Source organism: Bradyrhizobium sp. R2.2-H (assembly GCF_004346455.1).
Taxonomy (GTDB): domain Bacteria; phylum Pseudomonadota; class Alphaproteobacteria; order Rhizobiales; family Xanthobacteraceae; genus Bradyrhizobium; species Bradyrhizobium diversitatis.
Genome location: NZ_SMBR01000009.1, coordinates 300,361 through 316,205 on the forward strand (window position 1 = coordinate 300,361; position 15,845 = coordinate 316,205).

General features: G+C 61.2%; 22 protein-coding genes. 8 read left to right on the plus strand and 14 right to left on the minus strand.

Translation table 11 applies throughout. The features are described 5' to 3' along the window. Positions 1-2 precede the first annotated feature (2 nt). On the minus strand, positions 3-203 hold the full coding sequence (locus EDE08_RS24255) for a hypothetical protein (RefSeq protein ID WP_131871115.1): 201 nt from the start codon (positions 201-203) through the stop codon (positions 3-5). Between the two features lie 29 nt (positions 204-232). Between EDE08_RS24255 and EDE08_RS24260 the strand changes: the two genes are divergently transcribed. Continuing rightward, the gene (locus EDE08_RS24260) at positions 233-472 is read left to right on the plus strand and encodes a hypothetical protein (protein ID WP_131871114.1); all 240 of its coding nucleotides are present in this window, start codon (positions 233-235) and stop codon (positions 470-472) included. Between the two features lie 53 nt (positions 473-525). Here the strand turns inward: EDE08_RS24260 and EDE08_RS24265 are convergent, their stop codons facing one another. Beyond that, complete coding sequence (locus tag EDE08_RS24265) at positions 526-1,050, minus strand: hypothetical protein (protein WP_131871113.1); 525 nt, start codon at positions 1,048-1,050, stop codon at positions 526-528. Positions 1,051-1,492: 442 nt separating this feature from the next. Here EDE08_RS24265 and EDE08_RS24270 point away from each other — a divergent pair, with 442 nt between their 5' ends. Further along, positions 1,493-1,813: a YnfA family protein gene (locus EDE08_RS24270; protein ID WP_131871112.1), complete on the plus strand. Its 321-nt coding sequence runs from the start codon at positions 1,493-1,495 to the stop codon at positions 1,811-1,813. On the opposite strand, the gene EDE08_RS24275 is transcribed toward EDE08_RS24270, so the two are convergent. Next, a complete protein-coding gene (locus EDE08_RS24275; protein ID WP_245524874.1) occupies positions 1,810-2,289 on the minus strand; it encodes a MerR family transcriptional regulator in 480 nt (159 codons plus the stop codon). The genes EDE08_RS24270 and EDE08_RS24275 overlap by 4 nt on opposite strands. Before the next feature lie 75 nt (positions 2,290-2,364). Here EDE08_RS24275 and EDE08_RS24280 point away from each other — a divergent pair, with 75 nt between their 5' ends. The 3 genes from EDE08_RS24280 to EDE08_RS24290 are packed head-to-tail and all read left to right on the plus strand — an operon-like array spanning position 2,365 to position 4,048. Next, entirely contained in the window at positions 2,365-2,934 is a 570-nt protein-coding gene (locus EDE08_RS24280) for a hypothetical protein (protein WP_131871111.1), read from the plus strand. A gap of 2 nt (positions 2,935-2,936) precedes the next feature. Continuing rightward, positions 2,937-3,323, plus strand: a complete 387-nt coding sequence (locus EDE08_RS24285; protein WP_131871110.1) for a thioredoxin family protein — start codon at positions 2,937-2,939, stop codon at positions 3,321-3,323. 5 nt (positions 3,324-3,328) lie between these two features. Beyond that, positions 3,329-4,048, plus strand: a complete 720-nt coding sequence (locus tag EDE08_RS24290; protein WP_131871109.1) for a cytochrome c biogenesis CcdA family protein — start codon at positions 3,329-3,331, stop codon at positions 4,046-4,048. Positions 4,049-4,274: 226 nt separating this feature from the next. On the opposite strand, the gene EDE08_RS39145 is transcribed toward EDE08_RS24290, so the two are convergent. Both EDE08_RS39145 and EDE08_RS24300 read right to left on the minus strand, forming a co-directional pair. Further along, complete coding sequence (locus tag EDE08_RS39145) at positions 4,275-4,484, minus strand: GDCCVxC domain-containing (seleno)protein (protein WP_131871108.1); 210 nt, start codon at positions 4,482-4,484, stop codon at positions 4,275-4,277. 215 nt (positions 4,485-4,699) lie between these two features. Next, positions 4,700-5,041 carry an ArsR/SmtB family transcription factor gene (locus tag EDE08_RS24300; RefSeq protein ID WP_131871107.1) on the minus strand — a complete coding sequence of 114 codons (342 nt, stop codon included), beginning with the start codon at positions 5,039-5,041 and terminating at the stop codon, positions 4,700-4,702. A gap of 58 nt (positions 5,042-5,099) precedes the next feature. On the opposite strand from EDE08_RS24300, the gene EDE08_RS24305 reads away from it, so the two are divergent. Then, positions 5,100-5,621 carry a DUF2306 domain-containing protein gene (locus EDE08_RS24305; RefSeq protein ID WP_131871106.1) on the plus strand — a complete coding sequence of 174 codons (522 nt, stop codon included), beginning with the start codon at positions 5,100-5,102 and terminating at the stop codon, positions 5,619-5,621. Between the two features lie 62 nt (positions 5,622-5,683). Beyond that, complete coding sequence (locus EDE08_RS24310; protein ID WP_131871105.1) at positions 5,684-6,844, plus strand: MFS transporter; 1,161 nt, start codon at positions 5,684-5,686, stop codon at positions 6,842-6,844. Positions 6,845-6,855: 11 nt separating this feature from the next. On the opposite strand, the gene EDE08_RS24315 is transcribed toward EDE08_RS24310, so the two are convergent. The 7 genes from EDE08_RS24315 to EDE08_RS24340 form a co-directional block, all read right to left on the minus strand. Beyond that, the gene (locus EDE08_RS24315; RefSeq protein ID WP_131871104.1) at positions 6,856-10,137 is read right to left on the minus strand and encodes a bifunctional DNA primase/polymerase; all 3,282 of its coding nucleotides are present in this window, start codon (positions 10,135-10,137) and stop codon (positions 6,856-6,858) included. Between the two features lie 3 nt (positions 10,138-10,140). Further along, positions 10,141-10,461 (minus strand): hypothetical protein, encoded by a 321-nt coding sequence (locus tag EDE08_RS24320; protein WP_131871103.1) that lies wholly within the window; start codon positions 10,459-10,461, stop codon positions 10,141-10,143. Between the two features lie 59 nt (positions 10,462-10,520). Continuing rightward, positions 10,521-10,802, minus strand: a complete 282-nt coding sequence (locus EDE08_RS39670; protein ID WP_502700632.1) for a helix-turn-helix transcriptional regulator — start codon at positions 10,800-10,802, stop codon at positions 10,521-10,523. 77 nt (positions 10,803-10,879) lie between these two features. Then, complete coding sequence (locus EDE08_RS38585; protein ID WP_165936142.1) at positions 10,880-11,041, minus strand: hypothetical protein; 162 nt, start codon at positions 11,039-11,041, stop codon at positions 10,880-10,882. Between the two features lie 13 nt (positions 11,042-11,054). Beyond that, positions 11,055-11,255, minus strand: a complete 201-nt coding sequence (locus EDE08_RS24330) for a helix-turn-helix transcriptional regulator (protein ID WP_131871101.1) — start codon at positions 11,253-11,255, stop codon at positions 11,055-11,057. Between the two features lie 102 nt (positions 11,256-11,357). After that, on the minus strand, positions 11,358-11,855 hold the full coding sequence (locus EDE08_RS24335; RefSeq protein ID WP_131871100.1) for a hypothetical protein: 498 nt from the start codon (positions 11,853-11,855) through the stop codon (positions 11,358-11,360). Between the two features lies 1 nt (position 11,856). Then, a complete protein-coding gene (locus EDE08_RS24340) occupies positions 11,857-13,125 on the minus strand; it encodes a tyrosine-type recombinase/integrase (RefSeq protein ID WP_131871099.1) in 1,269 nt (422 codons plus the stop codon). A 124-nt stretch (positions 13,126-13,249) separates the two neighbouring features. Here EDE08_RS24340 and EDE08_RS39675 point away from each other — a divergent pair, with 124 nt between their 5' ends. Beyond that, the gene (locus tag EDE08_RS39675) at positions 13,250-13,684 is read left to right on the plus strand and encodes a GIY-YIG nuclease family protein (RefSeq protein WP_502700633.1); all 435 of its coding nucleotides are present in this window, start codon (positions 13,250-13,252) and stop codon (positions 13,682-13,684) included. Between the two features lie 32 nt (positions 13,685-13,716). Here EDE08_RS39675 and EDE08_RS24350 read toward each other — a convergent pair whose 3' ends face one another. Next, positions 13,717-14,748: an LLM class flavin-dependent oxidoreductase gene (locus EDE08_RS24350; protein ID WP_131871098.1), complete on the minus strand. Its 1,032-nt coding sequence runs from the start codon at positions 14,746-14,748 to the stop codon at positions 13,717-13,719. Positions 14,749-14,843: 95 nt separating this feature from the next. Beyond that, a complete protein-coding gene (locus tag EDE08_RS24355) occupies positions 14,844-15,824 on the minus strand; it encodes an NADPH:quinone oxidoreductase family protein (RefSeq protein ID WP_131871097.1) in 981 nt (326 codons plus the stop codon). Positions 15,825-15,845: the final 21 nt, after the last annotated feature.

Below are 15,845 nucleotides of genomic sequence, written 5' to 3' on the forward strand. Positions count from 1 at the left end.
GCTTAGCCTCGATAATTCTGGAGAGCGTCGGTCGCGCGGAGCCATTCCGAGTAGGCGCGCGCCTCAAGATTGCAGGTGCCAAAGACATCGGCGCCCATGCCGAGCGCGGCCATCTTGCGCGCGTAAGTATGACGCTCCTTTGCGGCGGCGTAGTTCGCCGTGGCGGTTTGCACGGCGCGCATAAGTTCATCACGGCGGGTCATGCGGCGTCTCCGCCGCTTGCGAGCCAGACTTGAAGCCGATCGGCCGGATAAGCGGGGCGGTCACCGATCAACAGAAACGGCGGACCTTCGCCACGCTTGGCGAGGCTGCGGAGGGTCTTCGCGCAACGACCGATCCGCTTTGCGGCCTGGGTGCGCGAGAGAAAAACGTCGGACATGACTTCCTATCTGAAAAGTGGCCGGTGCATCTGGCAATCAAACGCACCGGCCTCGGTTTCACCCATTACTTGGTGAGGAGGAGAACCAAGTAACGGGAGCAGTATGGGAAAATCAGGGACCGCTGTCGGGACTGTTTCGGTATCCCTTAAGCCGCTTTACGGCGGCGCTTCTGGTTATCGTTGGCGGGGATGCCAGCGAGGCGCGATTCGTACTCGGCCAGAATGGCGGCACGCTCGTCCGCTCGCATGCGGAGAAGCTTCTGCTCGACGCCGATGTCGATCAGAGCAGCCCAGGTCTGCGGGATATTCATTCGCATCTTGAGCGCGAGCGCAGTGAGTTCGCCCGCGAGTTCAGGATGGTCCAGTGCTTCAAGAGCGGCGACGGGTACAAGCCCGAATCCCAGCGTTGCCAGGGCCGCTTCAATGCTCTCTAAGCCGGGGCGATTCTTCTTTCTCCAAGCCTTCAGCGTGGCCCTACGCACGCCGCTGCGCTCTTCAAGCGAGTCGTAGGTCACTCGCTGGCGGGCCATCTCGGCAAAGACGAGTCTCGCGAACGGCCCGACGTGCTCGGGCATCGAGACGGTGCGCGGATTTCTGCGCCGCTTCCGGGTGGAGGGGGAAATTGGCGCCGCGCGGAAATTGGGCGGATACAGCGGATTGGTCGCGGGCATCGGGTCATCCTGAAGGCGATTGAACTGCCTTCAGGGTCGGATAATGGGCTAATCCGCTACAGCCCAATCCGGTAGCCACTGCGCATGCCTCTAGTTTGGAGACAGAAGTGCATTCGAGAACAGAAAGTCACTCTTGAAATTTTATATCTAGCCAGATCGGGCGGTCGCGCGTCACCCGCATGGGGAGCCGCCCCGGAAGGACCCGAAGTGTTGCAGATTTGCAAGATGTCTCGACAACTGCCGTTGGCAGAGAGTTAATTCGCGACCGATGTCCGCTTGTCAGCAAACAGCGTCGCATTGGCGAATGTTGTGCGAGTTCGCGGATGGGCCACAATCAGGCGCAGTGACGAGCAGGACACCCGCTGTGTCGTTAATAGTCCTTACATCGCATCTTTGGGGCGCCAGATTTAATGATAGAAGAGAGCGACAAACTGGAGCGCAAATGACGACACCTCTTGCCTATATCGGAGCCGCAATCGCTGAAATCGCCGGATGCTTTGCCTTTTGGGCGTGGCTGCGCATGGATAAGTCAGGTTGGTGGTTGGCGCCGGGGTGCGCGTCACTTGTCCTGTTTGCCTATCTGCTGACGCTGGTTGATAGCGCCGCCGCTGGACGCGCCTATGCGGCATATGGCGGAATTTATATTGTTGGGTCGCTCGCGTGGCTTTGGGGGGTCGAGGGTTTGCGCCCCGACCGCTGGGATGTCATCGGCGCCAGCGTTTCGTTGGTTGGAGCCGGAATAATCATCGCGGCGCCGCGCTAGGAAGCGCAGCACTGCTTAGCCTTTGCAACTCTCGTACTGCCACAGCATGAGCCCTGCTTGGGCATCGCCAGATCTTCGAGGATTACGCACTCACCTGCCGGCCCACCCGCACATCGCGCGTCGCACGCATTGACGAAGCCATTCAGGCTACGCTCTAACTCGCGCAGCTCCTTCAGCTTCTTGCGAACCTCGGTAAGTTGCGTGCTGGCAAGATCACGCGCAGCCCTGCAATCATGGTCAGGCGAGGCGGTCAACTCGACCAGCAAACGGATTTGTTCGACTGGAAAGCCAAAGTCTCGGCAACGACGAATGAACGTCAAGCGCCGCAGATCGGCCTCACCATAGATTCGGTGGCCGCTTTCGCGACGGGACGCTTTGGGGAGCAAACCCACCTCTTCGTAATAGCGAATCGTCGGTACGCTGCACTCAGTATGCGCCGCGAGCCCGCCGATAGTCATGCCATTGGACTTGCTCATAAATTTTCTCCTTGAACCTCAAGTTACTTGAGGATGTAGGCTTGCCGCAACATCAATCAGACAAGGCACGACAACGTGAAAGCCTCTCTTAAAATTCTCGGCATCGGCGCGGCCTGCGCCGCATGCTGCGCCCTGCCAGGGGCAGGCGCATTCCTGGCCGGTTCAGCACTGGCGGCCACTCTCTCGGGCGCGCTGCAATGGATCGCACTTGCAACCATGGTCGGCATGGTCGGTTACTGGCTCTTCCGCCTTGCGCCCGCTGATAAAGCCGCCAACACATCGTCATGCGGATGCGGCAGCGCTGAGAAGCCCCCGATTGCCTGCACACTGAGTGCGGGCGATTTCAAGGAACGGACAACCTGGATTCGCGACCTCGCCCGCGAGACGCTGCGAGAAGCCCGCCTGGAAGGTCTCACGCTGCATTTGACCTACGCACCCAGCGCCGCTGGACGCGTCAGGGAAATGGTCCGCAAGGAACAGGCTTGCTGCGGGTTTATGCAGTTCGACTTGAGAGAGAGCGCAAGCGGCGTCCACCTAAGCATCACCGCGCCCGAAGATGCGGTTGAGGCAGCGCACGAACTATTCGCGCACTTCGCACCGGATACAGTCAACTTCCACCAAACCAAAGCAAAGGAGCTTGCATAGCAATGATCAAACGAACCGCCATTCTTCTAGCAGCAATCCTGTTCGCCTCCGTCACCCAATCTCTCGCTGCTGAGCGCATGGTATTTGAGTCGAAGGCCTTCGACGCTGCACTTGTAGCAGGGAAGCCCATATTGGTGCATGTCACCGCGCCGTGGTGCGGGGAATGTCGTGCGCAGAAGCCGATCGTCGCTGCTCTTGCCGGGCAGTCGGAGTATGCCGGGCTGACAATCTTCGACGTCGACTACGATACTCAAAAGGACGCCTTGCGTGCCCTCAAGGTGCAAAAGCAAAGCACTCTGGTGGTCTTCAAAGACAAGGGAGAGATCACTCGCGCGGTTGGCATCACGAAGCGCGACGCAATTGAAAATCTCATGAAGAAGGCGCTGTAGTCACCATGGAATTGGCAACGCTCGGTCTGGCGTTCGTTGCGGGCGTCCTGTCGATCTTTTCGCCGTGCGTTCTGCCACTGGTGCCAATGGTGCTGGGCACGGCGGTTAGTGAACACCGACTTGGACCGCTTGCTCTCGCCGCTGGCCTAGCGTTGTCGTTCCTCGCGCTTGGCCTCTTCGTCGCGACGATTGGCTTTGCCATCGGCCTGGACAGTGAGTTCTTCCGCAAGCTCGCCGCCAGCCTGCTAATCATCGTTGGCGTGGTGCTCACGCTTCCGCCACTTCAGGCGCGGCTTGCACTTGCGACCGGCCCAATGAGCACATGGGTCGATCGATCGTTTGGCGGCAGCCGGAAGGGATTTAGTGGACAGTTCGGCGTCGGGCTCTTGCTGGGCGCCATATGGACGCCATGCGTGGGGCCGACTCTCGGCGCAGCATCGGTGCTCGCAGCACAAGGCAAAGACCTTGGGCAGGTCAGCCTCATCATGCTGACATTTGCGATTGGCACTGCCCTGCCATTGCTGGTACTGGGATTTGTCTCACGCGAAGCAATGATGCGTTGGCGCGGCCAGCTCCTACGAAGTGGAGCCAAAGGCAAGTTCATCCTGGGCCTGGTGCTGGCGGCAACCGGCCTAATTATCCTGACGGGTGCCGATAAACCGGTCGAGGCGGGGGTGATGTGGCTCATCCCCGAGTGGCTTACCAAGCTTGCGACGGGCTTCTAACTGAGCGAAGCGAAAGGCAGATCGCGGCTTCGGTTTTGTTTTTGCCTTTCCAACCGATTCCCACAAAGGACTTCAGAATCGGTCGGCGGCGGCAATGGCAGCGTTCGTGGACATGTCACGTCTCCTACGGGTCAAATTGCGCTCTGGAGGCTTCGATCACCGCTTTCGATCTACTCGTGGCCGCGAAGGCGATATGCAGCCGCCAGGTGACGCGGCTACAGCGGACTTATCCGCAGCAAGCGCCCTTGCCGTTCTCTTGGATAGGCGGACACGGCATCGTGCCGTAAGAGCAGAATACACAACAGTCGCCCGGCTTGGGCTTAAGCCTCGTACCGCACGCCGCGCAGTCGTAGAAATACTGGCAAGCGTCGGTCGGCATGATCTCTATGGCCTGATGGTGGCAGACCGGACAGGTTAGGGTCGATTGCAGCAGCATAGAAATCCTTATAGCGCGGCGCGACAGTCTGGACACCGCAAATTTAACCTATGAAGCACACTCCGGCGGGGGCCACTCTGGGTCATTCGCGGCCGATTTGGGCCGTCTCGCCATCGCGTCCAGTCTAGCATCGCCACTGACGTGCCGGAGGCCATCGCGATCTTCGCCTGCGAGCAACAAGCAGACATCTCAATTCGTCTCACGCTTGCCCGCAATCAGGCTTCCACTTTAGCTCTTTCGCTTGCGCCGTTTTCAATGCCCTCGCAGCATTCGGCTTCCACATATTCCAGAACCCAGTGAAGCGCCTTGTAGTCGGCCGTACAGATTACCTCGCGGCCAACGCGCTGCTGCGAGAGCAGGCCGGCGTGACTCAGGGTGGTCAGATGGTGGGACAGCGTTGTGGCGGGGACGCCGAGGTGGCGCTGCAAAGTGCCGATGTTGACGCCCTGCGGGCCTGCCCGAACGAGCGCCTTGAACACCCGCAACCGGGTGCGGCTGCCAAGCGCCGCGAGTGCATCCGCCGCCTTCTGCTCCTCCGCATCTCTTCGACTTGCCATGATATATCTATATCTCTAGTCTTATAGTGATGTCAAAGCCTGCGACGGATGCCTGGGCATGAACGGCAGCACAATCATTGCTGGGATCGAAGTTCCTTCTGTTGATCCGCTATTTCTCGCGATCGTTTTCGCAGTCCACATCCCGCTTGGCCTACTCTGCGTGATCTCGGGGGCGGTGGCGATGCTGCTGCCGAAAGGACGTGGACGGCATTCAGACGCGGGGACAATCTATTTCTGGGGGCAACTGGCGCTGTTCAGTTCGGCGACGATCTTGGCGATCATGCGCTGGGCCGAGAATTATCACCTCTTCGCACTCGGCCTTCTCTCATTCGCGGCTGCTTGGTTCGGGCGAGCCATGCTTCAGCGCCATTGGCCGGATTCGGTAAGGCTCCACGTCGCCGGAATGGGATCATCGTACGTCCTGATGCTCGTTGCCTTCTACGTCGATAACGGCAAACAGTTGCCTGTGTGGCGGGAGCTTCCGCATTTCATGTACTGGCTTCTGCCATTGGCGATTGGGCTTCCAATCATCCTCCATGCGATGTTCCGACATCCGCTGGCGCAACGGTGGGGACACTAGTGCGGGGCTCGCCAATTCATTTCGGGTGGATAATCCTGCTGGCTGGTACTGTTGGGTCATTCATGACCTTGCCCGGACAAACAGCCGGCGTGTCCGTCTTCATCGATCCAATTATCGACGAGCTTGACATCTCTCGAACGACGGTCTCGGTCGCTTATACGATGGGAACGCTGGCCGGAATTTTGCCGGCACCCATCATCGGAAAATGGATCGATCACCGCGGCCCTCGCATTGCGGGGACGATAATAGTGGCTGGGTTGACGGCAGCCTGCCTCTACATGGCGGCGGTCCAATCGACAATAATGCTTTTTCTGGGCTTCGCTCTGTTGCGCGGCACGGCAATTGGCGGGCTGAGCTTAGCGAGCCAACAAGTCGTCAATCTGTGGTTTGTCCATCGCCGCGGAATCGCAGCCGCCGCAGCGAGCATCGGCCTGGCGGCAGGCTCTATGACATTCCCACCCATCTTCAACTCGCTGATCGCAACTTTCGGCTGGCGCGGAGCCTATCTCGGAGTCGCAGCGCTAATAGCTACCACGATGCTTCCTATCGCGATCTCATTGTTTAGGGACCGTCCCGAAAAATACGGGATGACCGTCGATGCCGGCCTTCCGCCCATCGCCAATGTTACTGAGAAAGAAGCGTCCTTCACGCGGGCCGAAGCACTTCGGACCGGGGCGTTCTGGTTGTTGTGCGCGATCGGATTTTTGACGAACGCGGTCGGAACGGCCCTCCTGCTCAACCACTTCTCGATAATGGAAGCAATGAGTGTCGATCGCAGCCAAGCGGTGACTGTCCTGATCGCGTATGCAGCCGTTCAGGCAGCGTTTACCTTGAGTACGGGTGCCATGCTCGACCGGTACGAACCGAGAAGGCTCGTTCCGTTTGCCATGATCCTGCTTGCCCTCACCTCGCTTCTTCCGATCGCCGGAGAGGGCGCCCTTGTCGGATGGGTGTATGCGATGTCACTTGGAGCGACCTACGGGTCGCAGCAGGCGATCAGCGCTGCGGGCTTCGCACACTATTTCGGAAGGGACCATTTGGGGGCGATCAGAGGCGCCTCCTTTGTTTTCGGGATCAGCGGCGCGGCCTTCGGACCGCTTCCATTCGCGTTCAGCGTGGACCTGACCGGCAGCTATTTCGCCGCGCTGGTTGCAAGTCTTGCATTGGCCCTAGCGTGCGCCACCGCGAGCTTCTATGTCTCCGCACCCAAACATGCCGCATAGCGCGCTACGCGTCAGGGGTCAGCTTTGACGGTATTCTGTTCGATGTCGTCAAAGAACGCCGCGATCGCTTCCAATGCGGGCGAAAATGCAGTTGCCGACTTCAAGCGACCTACCGTCTCCCGACCGATCCTAGCGAAGGTGGCGCGCGACGGCATCCGCTCAACCTCCAGGCTGGCCAGCGGTCCCAGCCGCTCTTCCAGCCACACCCGGAGGGCGGGGACACCGCCCGGCAGGATGCCGGGAAGATACCAGCCGGTGCATCGCTTCTGGCCGGGACCGGCCTTCTGGTAGGTGAACTTTCGGACGGGCGAGGAGTCGGTGGAATCTCTAATAAGAGACTCTATAGAGAAACCACCGACTCCTCGCGCACCCCAGTCCGTCGTTCCGAACGCCAACCCGGCGTCCCGGCTGTTCGTCAGAACCCCGCCTTCCGCCGCCATGTCAGCGGTCGGCCCAGGGGCCACCCCGTCCCACCGCGCCACTTCATGAACCGTGACCGGCAGCGGCACGTCGCACAGAATGTCCAGCCAGCACGGTTCGGAGTGCCGGTGGGGGCGCAATCGACCAACCGCCTGAAGCAGTTCGCCCACGGTGATCCGCCAGCGCAGCGCCTCCGCAATCGGCTCAGGGTGGCGATCAATCGTAGTCGCGACAACGGAGCCGTCAGCAAGCTGGATACCGCCCGGATGTTTATCGAAAAAATGACCTTCGCCACCGGATACCGGACGCCCAGCGAAGACCGACGCCAAGGCTTCAACGGCGGACCGCCTGGGGGCAGGACGCCCGATCACGATCAGCCCGGCAACGTCTTGCATATCGTTCATGCCGGCCAGCGCCCCAAAGTGCCGAGCGATCACGTTGGCCGGAAGCTGCCCGGCGATCTGATCAAGCACGCCCTTATAGGTGACGACACCGATCTGGGAGGGCGCGGCCAAGGCAGCCCGGAGCCGAACGAACCGGACAACGTCCAGCACGTTGCGCGGCTTGGGCGCCTCCCATAAGCCTAGCTTCGACATGCTGACCGGGGCGCCGATGATCTGCCGCACCCGAACGTGATCCGGCCACTTGGCGGCAACAACCGGCTGTTCAGTCACCACCGGCGGAAGGTCGGGGGTTTGGATTTCACCAAGCGCAATCGCGATCAGCGAAGCCGGCGGCGCGGTGGCGTCGAGAACCAGCGTCGGCGCATCACGCCATGACGGATGCACCGTCCGCAGCGGGGTCACAGACACCTTGCCGCCCTCGACCGTAACGCGCCCCGATTGCGATCGGTCGCCAATGGTGGACTCGATCTTCCATTCCTCAAGAAAGATCGCGATCTCCCGCCAAAGCGTCCCGGCGTCCCGCGCAAGCTTGTTCCGTGCAGCATGGCGATAGGTGGCAGTCGTGAGTTCGCTTTCCCGCATGTCGGGGCGCAAGATCGTGGAAGTGACGCGGCGTTGCTCTAGCCAACCGACCGCGTTGGCGACTTCGGCATCAATCCCGTGGTCGATTAGCGCGGCGCGGGCCAACGGGCCGTCGCCGTTCGCCTTGATCGCGGCGGCAAGGCGGTGGCGGAATCGCTCGACCGCGTCGTGGTCTTCGTCGCTACAGCCTTCGATCTTTGATCCGAGCAGCGCTGCTACATCGACCTTCACCGGATCGCCGATTGCGCCGTCAATGAACGATTCGTCGATCACGACCGCGTCGGGCGGGAAAATGAAGTCAGGTCGCTTCGTGTACAGCAACGCTGCCGGGGTGACCCATACGGACGGACGCGCCTCGCGCTGGCGTTCCATGCCGCACGCCTTCGCAAGCGGGCACCGGATGATCTTGTTATCGATCCGGCGCTCGCACACGGAGTCCCGGATGCTGACGCCAAGGTCACGCGCGGCTTTATAGGCCGGAAAGTTCCGGCACATGGGATGGTTGGGCGCGAGCGGGTCGGGGCGTTCATAACCGCGATAGACTTCAGCACGGACGCCATGCGCCGCGAGCCCAGCCGCAACTTGGTCCGCCAGGTCGTGGCGGGGGACAATGTAAACAAATCGGCGGCCAAGCCGGGTCAGCTTCGCAATGGCCTCAATCGCCGTATGGGTCTTGCCCACACCGGCCTCGACCCGGACCGCCGTGACCGGATGCACCGGCAGGATCAGCGGCGGCTTGAGTGCCGCCTGATTCCGAACAGCGATGCCGTTCAAAATGGCGTTGGCAAGCTCGGGGCCGGTTAGCGTCTGAAGACGCGCGGTTGCCTCGTCAAGGGGGACACGCTGGTCTGGATAGCTCGGCACCACCGCCGATGCCGACGCGCCATTGCGCAAATGGATTAGCGGCACGTCAGGGAGGCCGAGCTTGTCGCGGAGCCAGTCGCGCGCCTCGCCGTAACTGATCTCGCGCGCCTTGGCGACTACCTTGATCGGCGTGAAGGTCTCCATGGTGCCGAAGTCCTGAATGCCGCTCGGATGAAACGACAGGTTCGGATTGCGCTTCGACATCTCGCGGCCCGAGCCGGACGAACGCCAAGGTGCGACCACCCGGTACGTCGGCCCGCGCCAGCGGCCCCCCGGCAAAAGCGCAGGAGCCCAGGCGGCCAAATTCGAGAGCGCCACCGTATTCACATCGTCATGCCACAGCATGTAGTCGGCCGTCGTGCCCTGCGCAGGCCGCTCTACAGCCTCGCCACGCGGCTGGCGAGGGGCGGGTTCATCCCACCCATGCGCACGGAGGATTGCCTCCATCGCGTCGAGATGGGCGCCAGTGAACGCCGGAAGCTCTTCTAGCTGGGTATCGAGCAGCGTCCGCTCAGTCGTCCACTCATACGGGCGGTCGGTGTCGGGATGAATCGTCGGCGGTAAAACCGTCTGTTTGCCGACGCTCAGAAAATCGAGCAGCCCCCGCCTATCGGCGGTGCGGTAGTTCTTAGACGGCAACGGCTCGACGGCACGAAATAGCGCCGTCTGCCCCTTTCGGCCTCGCTTGGCCACCATAACCGGCGGCAGCACCGCGAGGATCGGATCAACCAAAGCGTCGTCGTCAATATCGACAGCGATCAAGCCACCAAAGCCGCAAGCGAGGCCAATGCCCCCGCCGTAGCGCTCGGCCATCCTTCCCCAAGCAGCGGGCTTGGCGGCGGATGCGCGCTCAGTACAGAAGCTCTGCCAGCCGGGCAAGCCGAACCACGGCCCATCGCCTTCATCGGTGACGAAGCCGCGATAGATGCCGGGGGATTTCGTGCCAGCGCCGATCGGCAACAGCGAGTAGCCGTTGCCGTGCATCGCGAGCGCGGCGGACTCGAACGAAGAAGAATCAGGCATGGCTTAGAGCCAGAGCGCCGCGATGTGCTGCCAAAGCGAGCGGTGCGGGTCCATCCAAAATACCTCACGCGCTGCCTTTTGGATTTCTGCGAGCGGGATAAGCCGCCTCAACGTCGGCCGCTCGGTGTTGCGGAAGAACACGCTGCCGTCCGCAAACACGCGCATTTCGTAGTCGCGATGCGACTGGCGGCGCATGTGCTTGTCAAACTGGCGGGCTGCGCCGAGAACCGTGTCAGCGTTGATCGGCGTGTACTCGGGAGACTCGATCCAACGCTGCCACGCTTGCGCACACTTGGAGTCGGGATTATAAAAATGGGGCTTCATCAGACTTTCCTTTTCGCATCACCCGCCGCCTGCCAGCGCGCGGGTTTTGCTTTTTTGGGCTATGCGACAGCAACACGCCGCGCTTCGAGCCATAGGTCCACATCCGATCGACGGTAACGCACCGCGCCGCCGGGAAGCCGGAACCAAGCCGGTCCAGTGCCTTCACGGCGATACCGCTGCAACGTAGGCCGCGACACGCCAAGTTCCGCCATGAGGTCATCTTGAGGCAGCAGCGCTGAGTTCGACATTTTTGGTCTCCAATCGTTCGTGAAAACAAACGAACACGCCGTCACATAGTTGAACAGGCCATTATGATCTCCCTGCCAAAAATCCTCTTGCATAAGGCAGAAAAACACCGACGCGACGCTAGACGCCGCGTCGGTGGCAACGTTTCGTTGATACTTATTGCTGGGATGTATCAGGCGAGTCCGGCGTCGATCAGGTCGGCGCGGTCGAGAAGCGCCTGCTTGCACAAGGCCTGATCGGTCGGGCCAAGCGTGGCCTCTTCGTCGCGTCCGAGGCAGTCTGCGAGCAGGCGCAGGTATTCGGGCGAACCGATTTTGGGGTTGTTGTCGTCCATGGTCAGCCGTCCCTTACGCCGCGCATTCGTTGGAATTGGTCGCTGAACGGGTAGCGAGCCATGCCTCGATCTCCGCTGCATCGAAGAATCTAGACCGGCTGATGTAGATCGGCGCGGGGAAGCCGTGCGTTCGCAGCTTAACCAGCCGCTCGAAAGTTGACTGCGGCATGTCGAGCTTGCTGCGCACGGTTTCGGACTTAATCAGTTGCTTCACGTTGGTCCTCTTGGTGTTTGATGAGATGCCAAGAGGTATCGCGAGAGCGGGGCTTCGTCGTCTCATTTAACTAGCCCCACTTCGTTGGAAACCATCCGTCGCTCATCCGTCGCGATGATAGGGATGGCCGTCGAGTTCGGCTTGGCTCATGTACTGGATATCAGGGAACCGTTTTTGAGCGTTGTAGAGCGTCGTTTTGCTAATGCCGTGCCGTTTGGTGAGGACATCCGTCACGTGAGTGGCAGAGAATCCCGCGAGACGCAGCCGCGCGGCGTCAACTGCAATATCATAATCGCGGCGCGCCCGAAAAACGGCTGGCCCAGCGTCGCGATCTTTGAAGTTCTTCCAGACCAACCCGACCTCTTCGTTACTGATTGTCGCCTTATTGTCCCCCTGAAATGCGAGGTCAGCGACCGCCCCGACTGCCTCAGCAAACCTATCGATTTCTTTATTGATTGAGTCCGGAATCTCGCAGCCGTACTTGCGACCGAGGGAAAAGGCGCGCCATGCGGCAGAAGCATCACCATCCCGTTCAAAAACTTCCACCATGACAGCGATTTCGCTGTGTACTGTGTCCAGTACAGACGGTAGGTCTGCCATGTCACGCCCCCGCCTTGAACTGCACAACGTTCGACTCGCGCGCCACCATCAGATTGGCGAGGAAGTCCGCCCATAAGTTAAGCGCGTGCCGCTTCTCGGCAGCAAAGGTGTGAAGCTGATAAACAGCCATCACGCCCCGCATTTGATGGTTCAGCACCCGTTCAACCACCCCAACCTCTACCCCCAGATTGGGCATGGTGGTGGCGGCCGTGCGTCGCAAATCGTGAAGTCGCCAGGGCTCGATTCTAACTTCGTCTGGATCGTCACCGACCGCCGCCGCGTCTTCTCGCGCGATCTCCAACATCACTTCGTCAATGCGCGCCTTGGCGTGGGTGGCAGAAAACGAGGCGAACACACGGGGCGAGTCCTTGATCCGGTCCATGCTCGTCAGAATCTCGACAGCGACCGGCGCAAGAGGGACGATATGAGGGTTGCCGTTCTTCGAGTCAGGGAGGGTCCACAACGGCGCGTCGCTGGTCAGGTCGAGTTTCAACCATTCCATGTTGGCGACCTCGCTAAACCGCTGCGCCGTCAGCAAGAGTAGATGGGCGAATTGACGCCGGGGCCATTCGAGCCGTTCGATTGCCCGCAGCAAGAGCCGCAATTCACCGTTGGTGAGGATTCGTTTACGCGAAACTTCCTTGACGACAGCGGTTCCATCAAACGGGTTCTTTTCGACCAGTTCTTTGGTGATGCACCATTGAAAGAAGTGCCGCCCATACGCGCGGAGCCGCTTCGACTGGATCGGCGCACGCGCCTTGACCGTGTCGAGAACCCGGATTGCATCGCTGCGCTGGATGTCGTCCACGCGCCTCTTGGCCCAACCCTTTAATTCCTTGTCGAGAACCCGCCGCACCTCCCGGCCGGACTTCAATCCATCGGCATGGTCGCCGTAGTAGCGCGCGAGCACGTTCGCGACCGTGTCCTCCCGGCGCCGGGCTTCCTTCTCCTCCGCAGCAATCCTAGCGGCTTCCGCCTTGCGCGTAGCACGCTTCTGGTCGGCCGGGTCCGCGCCCATTGCGCGTTGCCGGCGCGCATCACCAGCCGCGTCACGGGCCTGTACAAGCGTAAGCGCGCCGGGACCGCTGGCAGGGCCAAGCACTACCGTCACGTCTTGCTTGTCACCCCGTCGGAACCTGTAGACGAACGTCCGCACCCCCGACGGATACACCAGCACCCGCAAGCCCGGATGACCGACATCGGGTAGGGCGTAGCGCTTCGCTCGCGGTTTTGCGTGCTCGATCGCCAACGCAGTAAGCGGTCTTTTCATTAGCTCCCCCTTCCAAGCCCCACTCTAAGCCCCACAAAATACCTAGCTGTAGTGGTATTTCGGGAGATGTCATCAGCTATCAATAGGGAGCTATAGTCTTGATTGGAAGGGAATTTTTTGTCTCATGTGGGGCGTCGTGGTAATCGTTGAAACCACAAGATGCCTGACTGTAAATCAGCCGCCTCATGGCTTCGCAGGTTCGAGTCCTGCCTCCCCCACCATCCTGCTTCGCGCTGACGCGCTTCGCAGGATTGCAACCTTTCGCTGCGCGAAGCAGGATGCCCTTCGAAGCCTTGGCGAAGAAGGGCCGGCATCGATGCACTACGTCTATCTTCTGGAGAGTGAAGCATTCGGAGGTCAGCGATATATCGGTCTGACAGCGAATCTCAAGCAACGCCTGGCAGACCACAACGCAGGTAAGTCACCCCACACGTCGAAATTCGCTCCTTGGCGACTGGTAATTTACGTAGCCTTCTCGGACATCGCGAAGGCACGCGTGTTCGAGCGTTACTTGAAATCCGGTTCTGGCCACGCCTTCGCGAAGAAGAGACTCTGGTGATCGCAAGCCGACTGAGACTGTCTCTCAAACCGCTACCCCATCATCTCCCGCACCATCGGCACCACCTTCCGCCCATAGAGCTCGATGCTTCGCATCAGCTTCTCATGCGGCAAAGGTCCTGCCGAATACTTCAACTGAAACCGCGAGATCCCGAGCGCCTTCGCGGTCTTCGCGATCTTCCGCGCCACCGTTTCCGGCGAGCCGACATAGAGCGAACCATGCTCGGCCTCGCTCACGAACTCGTCGCGCCCCATCGGCGGCCAGCCGCGCTCCTTGCCGATGCGGTCGCGCATGGCCTTGTAGTCGGGCCACAACTCCTCGTGCGCTTGCGCATCCGTCTCGGCGACGTAGCCGGGCGAATGCACGCCGATCGGCTGGGCCGGGCGGCCGAACTCCCTGAAGGCGCGGTGATAGAGATCGACATAAGGCGCAAAGCGCGCAGGATCGCCGCCGATGATCGCGAGCATCAAGGGCAGGTCGTAATGCGCGGCGCGGACCACCGATTGTGGGCTGCCGCCGACGCCGATCCAGGTCTTGAGCGTGCCGTTCTCGACCGGCGGATAGACCAGCTGATCCCGCAGCGGTGGACGCAGCTTGCCGTCCCAGGTCACCGGCTGCTGCGGCAGGAGCGCGGCGAACAGATCGAGCTTCTCCTCGAACAGCTCTTCATACTTGCGCAGGTCGAAGCCGAACAGCGGAAAGGACTCCGTGAACGAGCCGCGGCCGAGGATCACCTCGGCGCGCCCGTTCGAGAGCGCATCCAGCGTGGCAAAGCGCTGGAACACGCGAATCGGATCGTCCGAAGACAGCACCGTCACGGCGGAGCCGAGATGGATGCGTCTGGTGCGGGATGCGACCGCGGCCAGCACGGTCTCCGGCGAGGAGATCGCGAAATCGGCGCGGTGGTGCTCGCCGAGCCCGATGAAGTCGAGCCCGAGCTCGTCGGCCAGCACCGCTTCGTCCACGACGTTGCGGATCACCTGCGCATGCGTGATCTTGGCGCCGGCCGCATCTCTCGTGACGTCGCCAAAGGTATCCAGTCCGAATTCGAGCGGTGCGGTTATCGATCAGGTCTCTGTGGGATGATCGGGCAGACTTAATGGACCGCAGGCGCGCGACAAGTCGGCTTTCGGAAATGCTCGGTTTCCGTTTGTGAATTCTATCGCGCGATCCGCACCACCATCTTGCCGAGCGCAGCACGCGTCTGCATCGTCTTGAATGCCTCGCGGAAATCCTCGAAGGCGAAGACCTGGCCGACCACGGGCTTCAGTTGGCCGTCGGCAAGCCAGCCCGTCAATTGTGACATCAGGTGCTTCTGCACGTCGGGCTCGCGCGTCGGAATCTGCGCGAGGTCGACGCCGAGCAGGGCGCCGCCTTTCAGCAGCGGCAGATTGAACGGCAGCGCGGGGATGGTGCCGGCGGCAAACCCGACCACGAGATGACGGCCGCGCCAGGCGATGGAGCGAAAGGCCTGCACCGAGATCTCGCCGCCAACGGGGTCGAAGATCACGTCGGCGCCGTGTCCTCCGGTCAAGTCCTTCAGCGTGTCGCGCCAGCCGGCCTGCGTGTAGTCGATCACGGCGTCGGCGCCGTGCGCCAGTGCGAACTCGCGCTTGTCCGGCGTCGATGCGGCTGCGATCACACGGGCGCCGAGCAGCTTGCCGATCTGGACAGCAGCGATTCCCGTGCCGCCAGCCGCGCCAAGCACGAGAAGTTGTTCGCCTGCGTAGAGCGATGCGCGTGCACTGAGCGCATAGAGCGCGGTCAGATAATTGGCGCGAAACGAGGCGGCGACTTCGGGCGCGACGCCGTCCGGCAGGGGATGGAGCGCTGCGGGGTTGACGACGATCTCCTCGGCAAGCGCGCCCGAGCGCGTCATCCCCATCACGCGCATGCCGGGGTGATAACCGCCTGGTGCGCCGGGCGCGTCCATCACCACACCTGCGAACTCCGTCCCTGGAATGAAGGGCAGGGGATCCTTGGTCTGGTAGCGCCCTTCGATCTTCAAGCCGTCGACGAAGCCGATCCCGGCAGCTTCCACGCGGATGCGCAACTGGCCCGGCTCGATGGACGGGGCCGGGACGTCCTTCAGCTCGATCTGATCGATGGGGGCGTAATGCTCGACGACGACGGCTTTCATGTCGGACCTCTGCTGTTCCAG

Coding starts and splice junctions, on each gene's coding strand:
- EDE08_RS38585 (WP_165936142.1), bottom strand. CDS start 11,041: ATGGACGACAACAACCCCAAAATCGGTTCGCCCGAATACCTGCGCCTG.
- EDE08_RS24340 (WP_131871099.1), bottom strand. CDS start 13,125: ATGAAAAGACCGCTTACTGCGTTGGCGATCGAGCACGCAAAACCGCGA.
- EDE08_RS24355 (WP_131871097.1), bottom strand. CDS start 15,824: ATGAAAGCCGTCGTCGTCGAGCATTACGCCCCCATCGATCAGATCGAG.
- EDE08_RS24265 (WP_131871113.1), bottom strand. CDS start 1,050: ATGCCCGCGACCAATCCGCTGTATCCGCCCAATTTCCGCGCGGCGCCA.
- EDE08_RS39145 (WP_131871108.1), bottom strand. CDS start 4,484: ATGCTGCTGCAATCGACCCTAACCTGTCCGGTCTGCCACCATCAGGCC.
- EDE08_RS24310 (WP_131871105.1), top strand. CDS start 5,684: ATGACCTTGCCCGGACAAACAGCCGGCGTGTCCGTCTTCATCGATCCA.
- EDE08_RS24270 (WP_131871112.1), top strand. CDS start 1,493: ATGACGACACCTCTTGCCTATATCGGAGCCGCAATCGCTGAAATCGCC.
- EDE08_RS24290 (WP_131871109.1), top strand. CDS start 3,329: ATGGAATTGGCAACGCTCGGTCTGGCGTTCGTTGCGGGCGTCCTGTCG.
- EDE08_RS24305 (WP_131871106.1), top strand. CDS start 5,100: ATGAACGGCAGCACAATCATTGCTGGGATCGAAGTTCCTTCTGTTGAT.
- EDE08_RS24320 (WP_131871103.1), bottom strand. CDS start 10,461: ATGAAGCCCCATTTTTATAATCCCGACTCCAAGTGTGCGCAAGCGTGG.
- EDE08_RS24315 (WP_131871104.1), bottom strand. CDS start 10,137: ATGCCTGATTCTTCTTCGTTCGAGTCCGCCGCGCTCGCGATGCACGGC.
- EDE08_RS24255 (WP_131871115.1), bottom strand. CDS start 203: ATGACCCGCCGTGATGAACTTATGCGCGCCGTGCAAACCGCCACGGCG.
- EDE08_RS39675 (WP_502700633.1), top strand. CDS start 13,250: ATGTGGGGCGTCGTGGTAATCGTTGAAACCACAAGATGCCTGACTGTA.
- EDE08_RS24285 (WP_131871110.1), top strand. CDS start 2,937: ATGATCAAACGAACCGCCATTCTTCTAGCAGCAATCCTGTTCGCCTCC.
- EDE08_RS24275 (WP_245524874.1), bottom strand. CDS start 2,289: ATGAGCAAGTCCAATGGCATGACTATCGGCGGGCTCGCGGCGCATACT.
- EDE08_RS24300 (WP_131871107.1), bottom strand. CDS start 5,041: ATGGCAAGTCGAAGAGATGCGGAGGAGCAGAAGGCGGCGGATGCACTC.
- EDE08_RS39670 (WP_502700632.1), bottom strand. CDS start 10,802: ATGCAAGAGGATTTTTGGCAGGGAGATCATAATGGCCTGTTCAACTAT.
- EDE08_RS24335 (WP_131871100.1), bottom strand. CDS start 11,855: ATGGCAGACCTACCGTCTGTACTGGACACAGTACACAGCGAAATCGCT.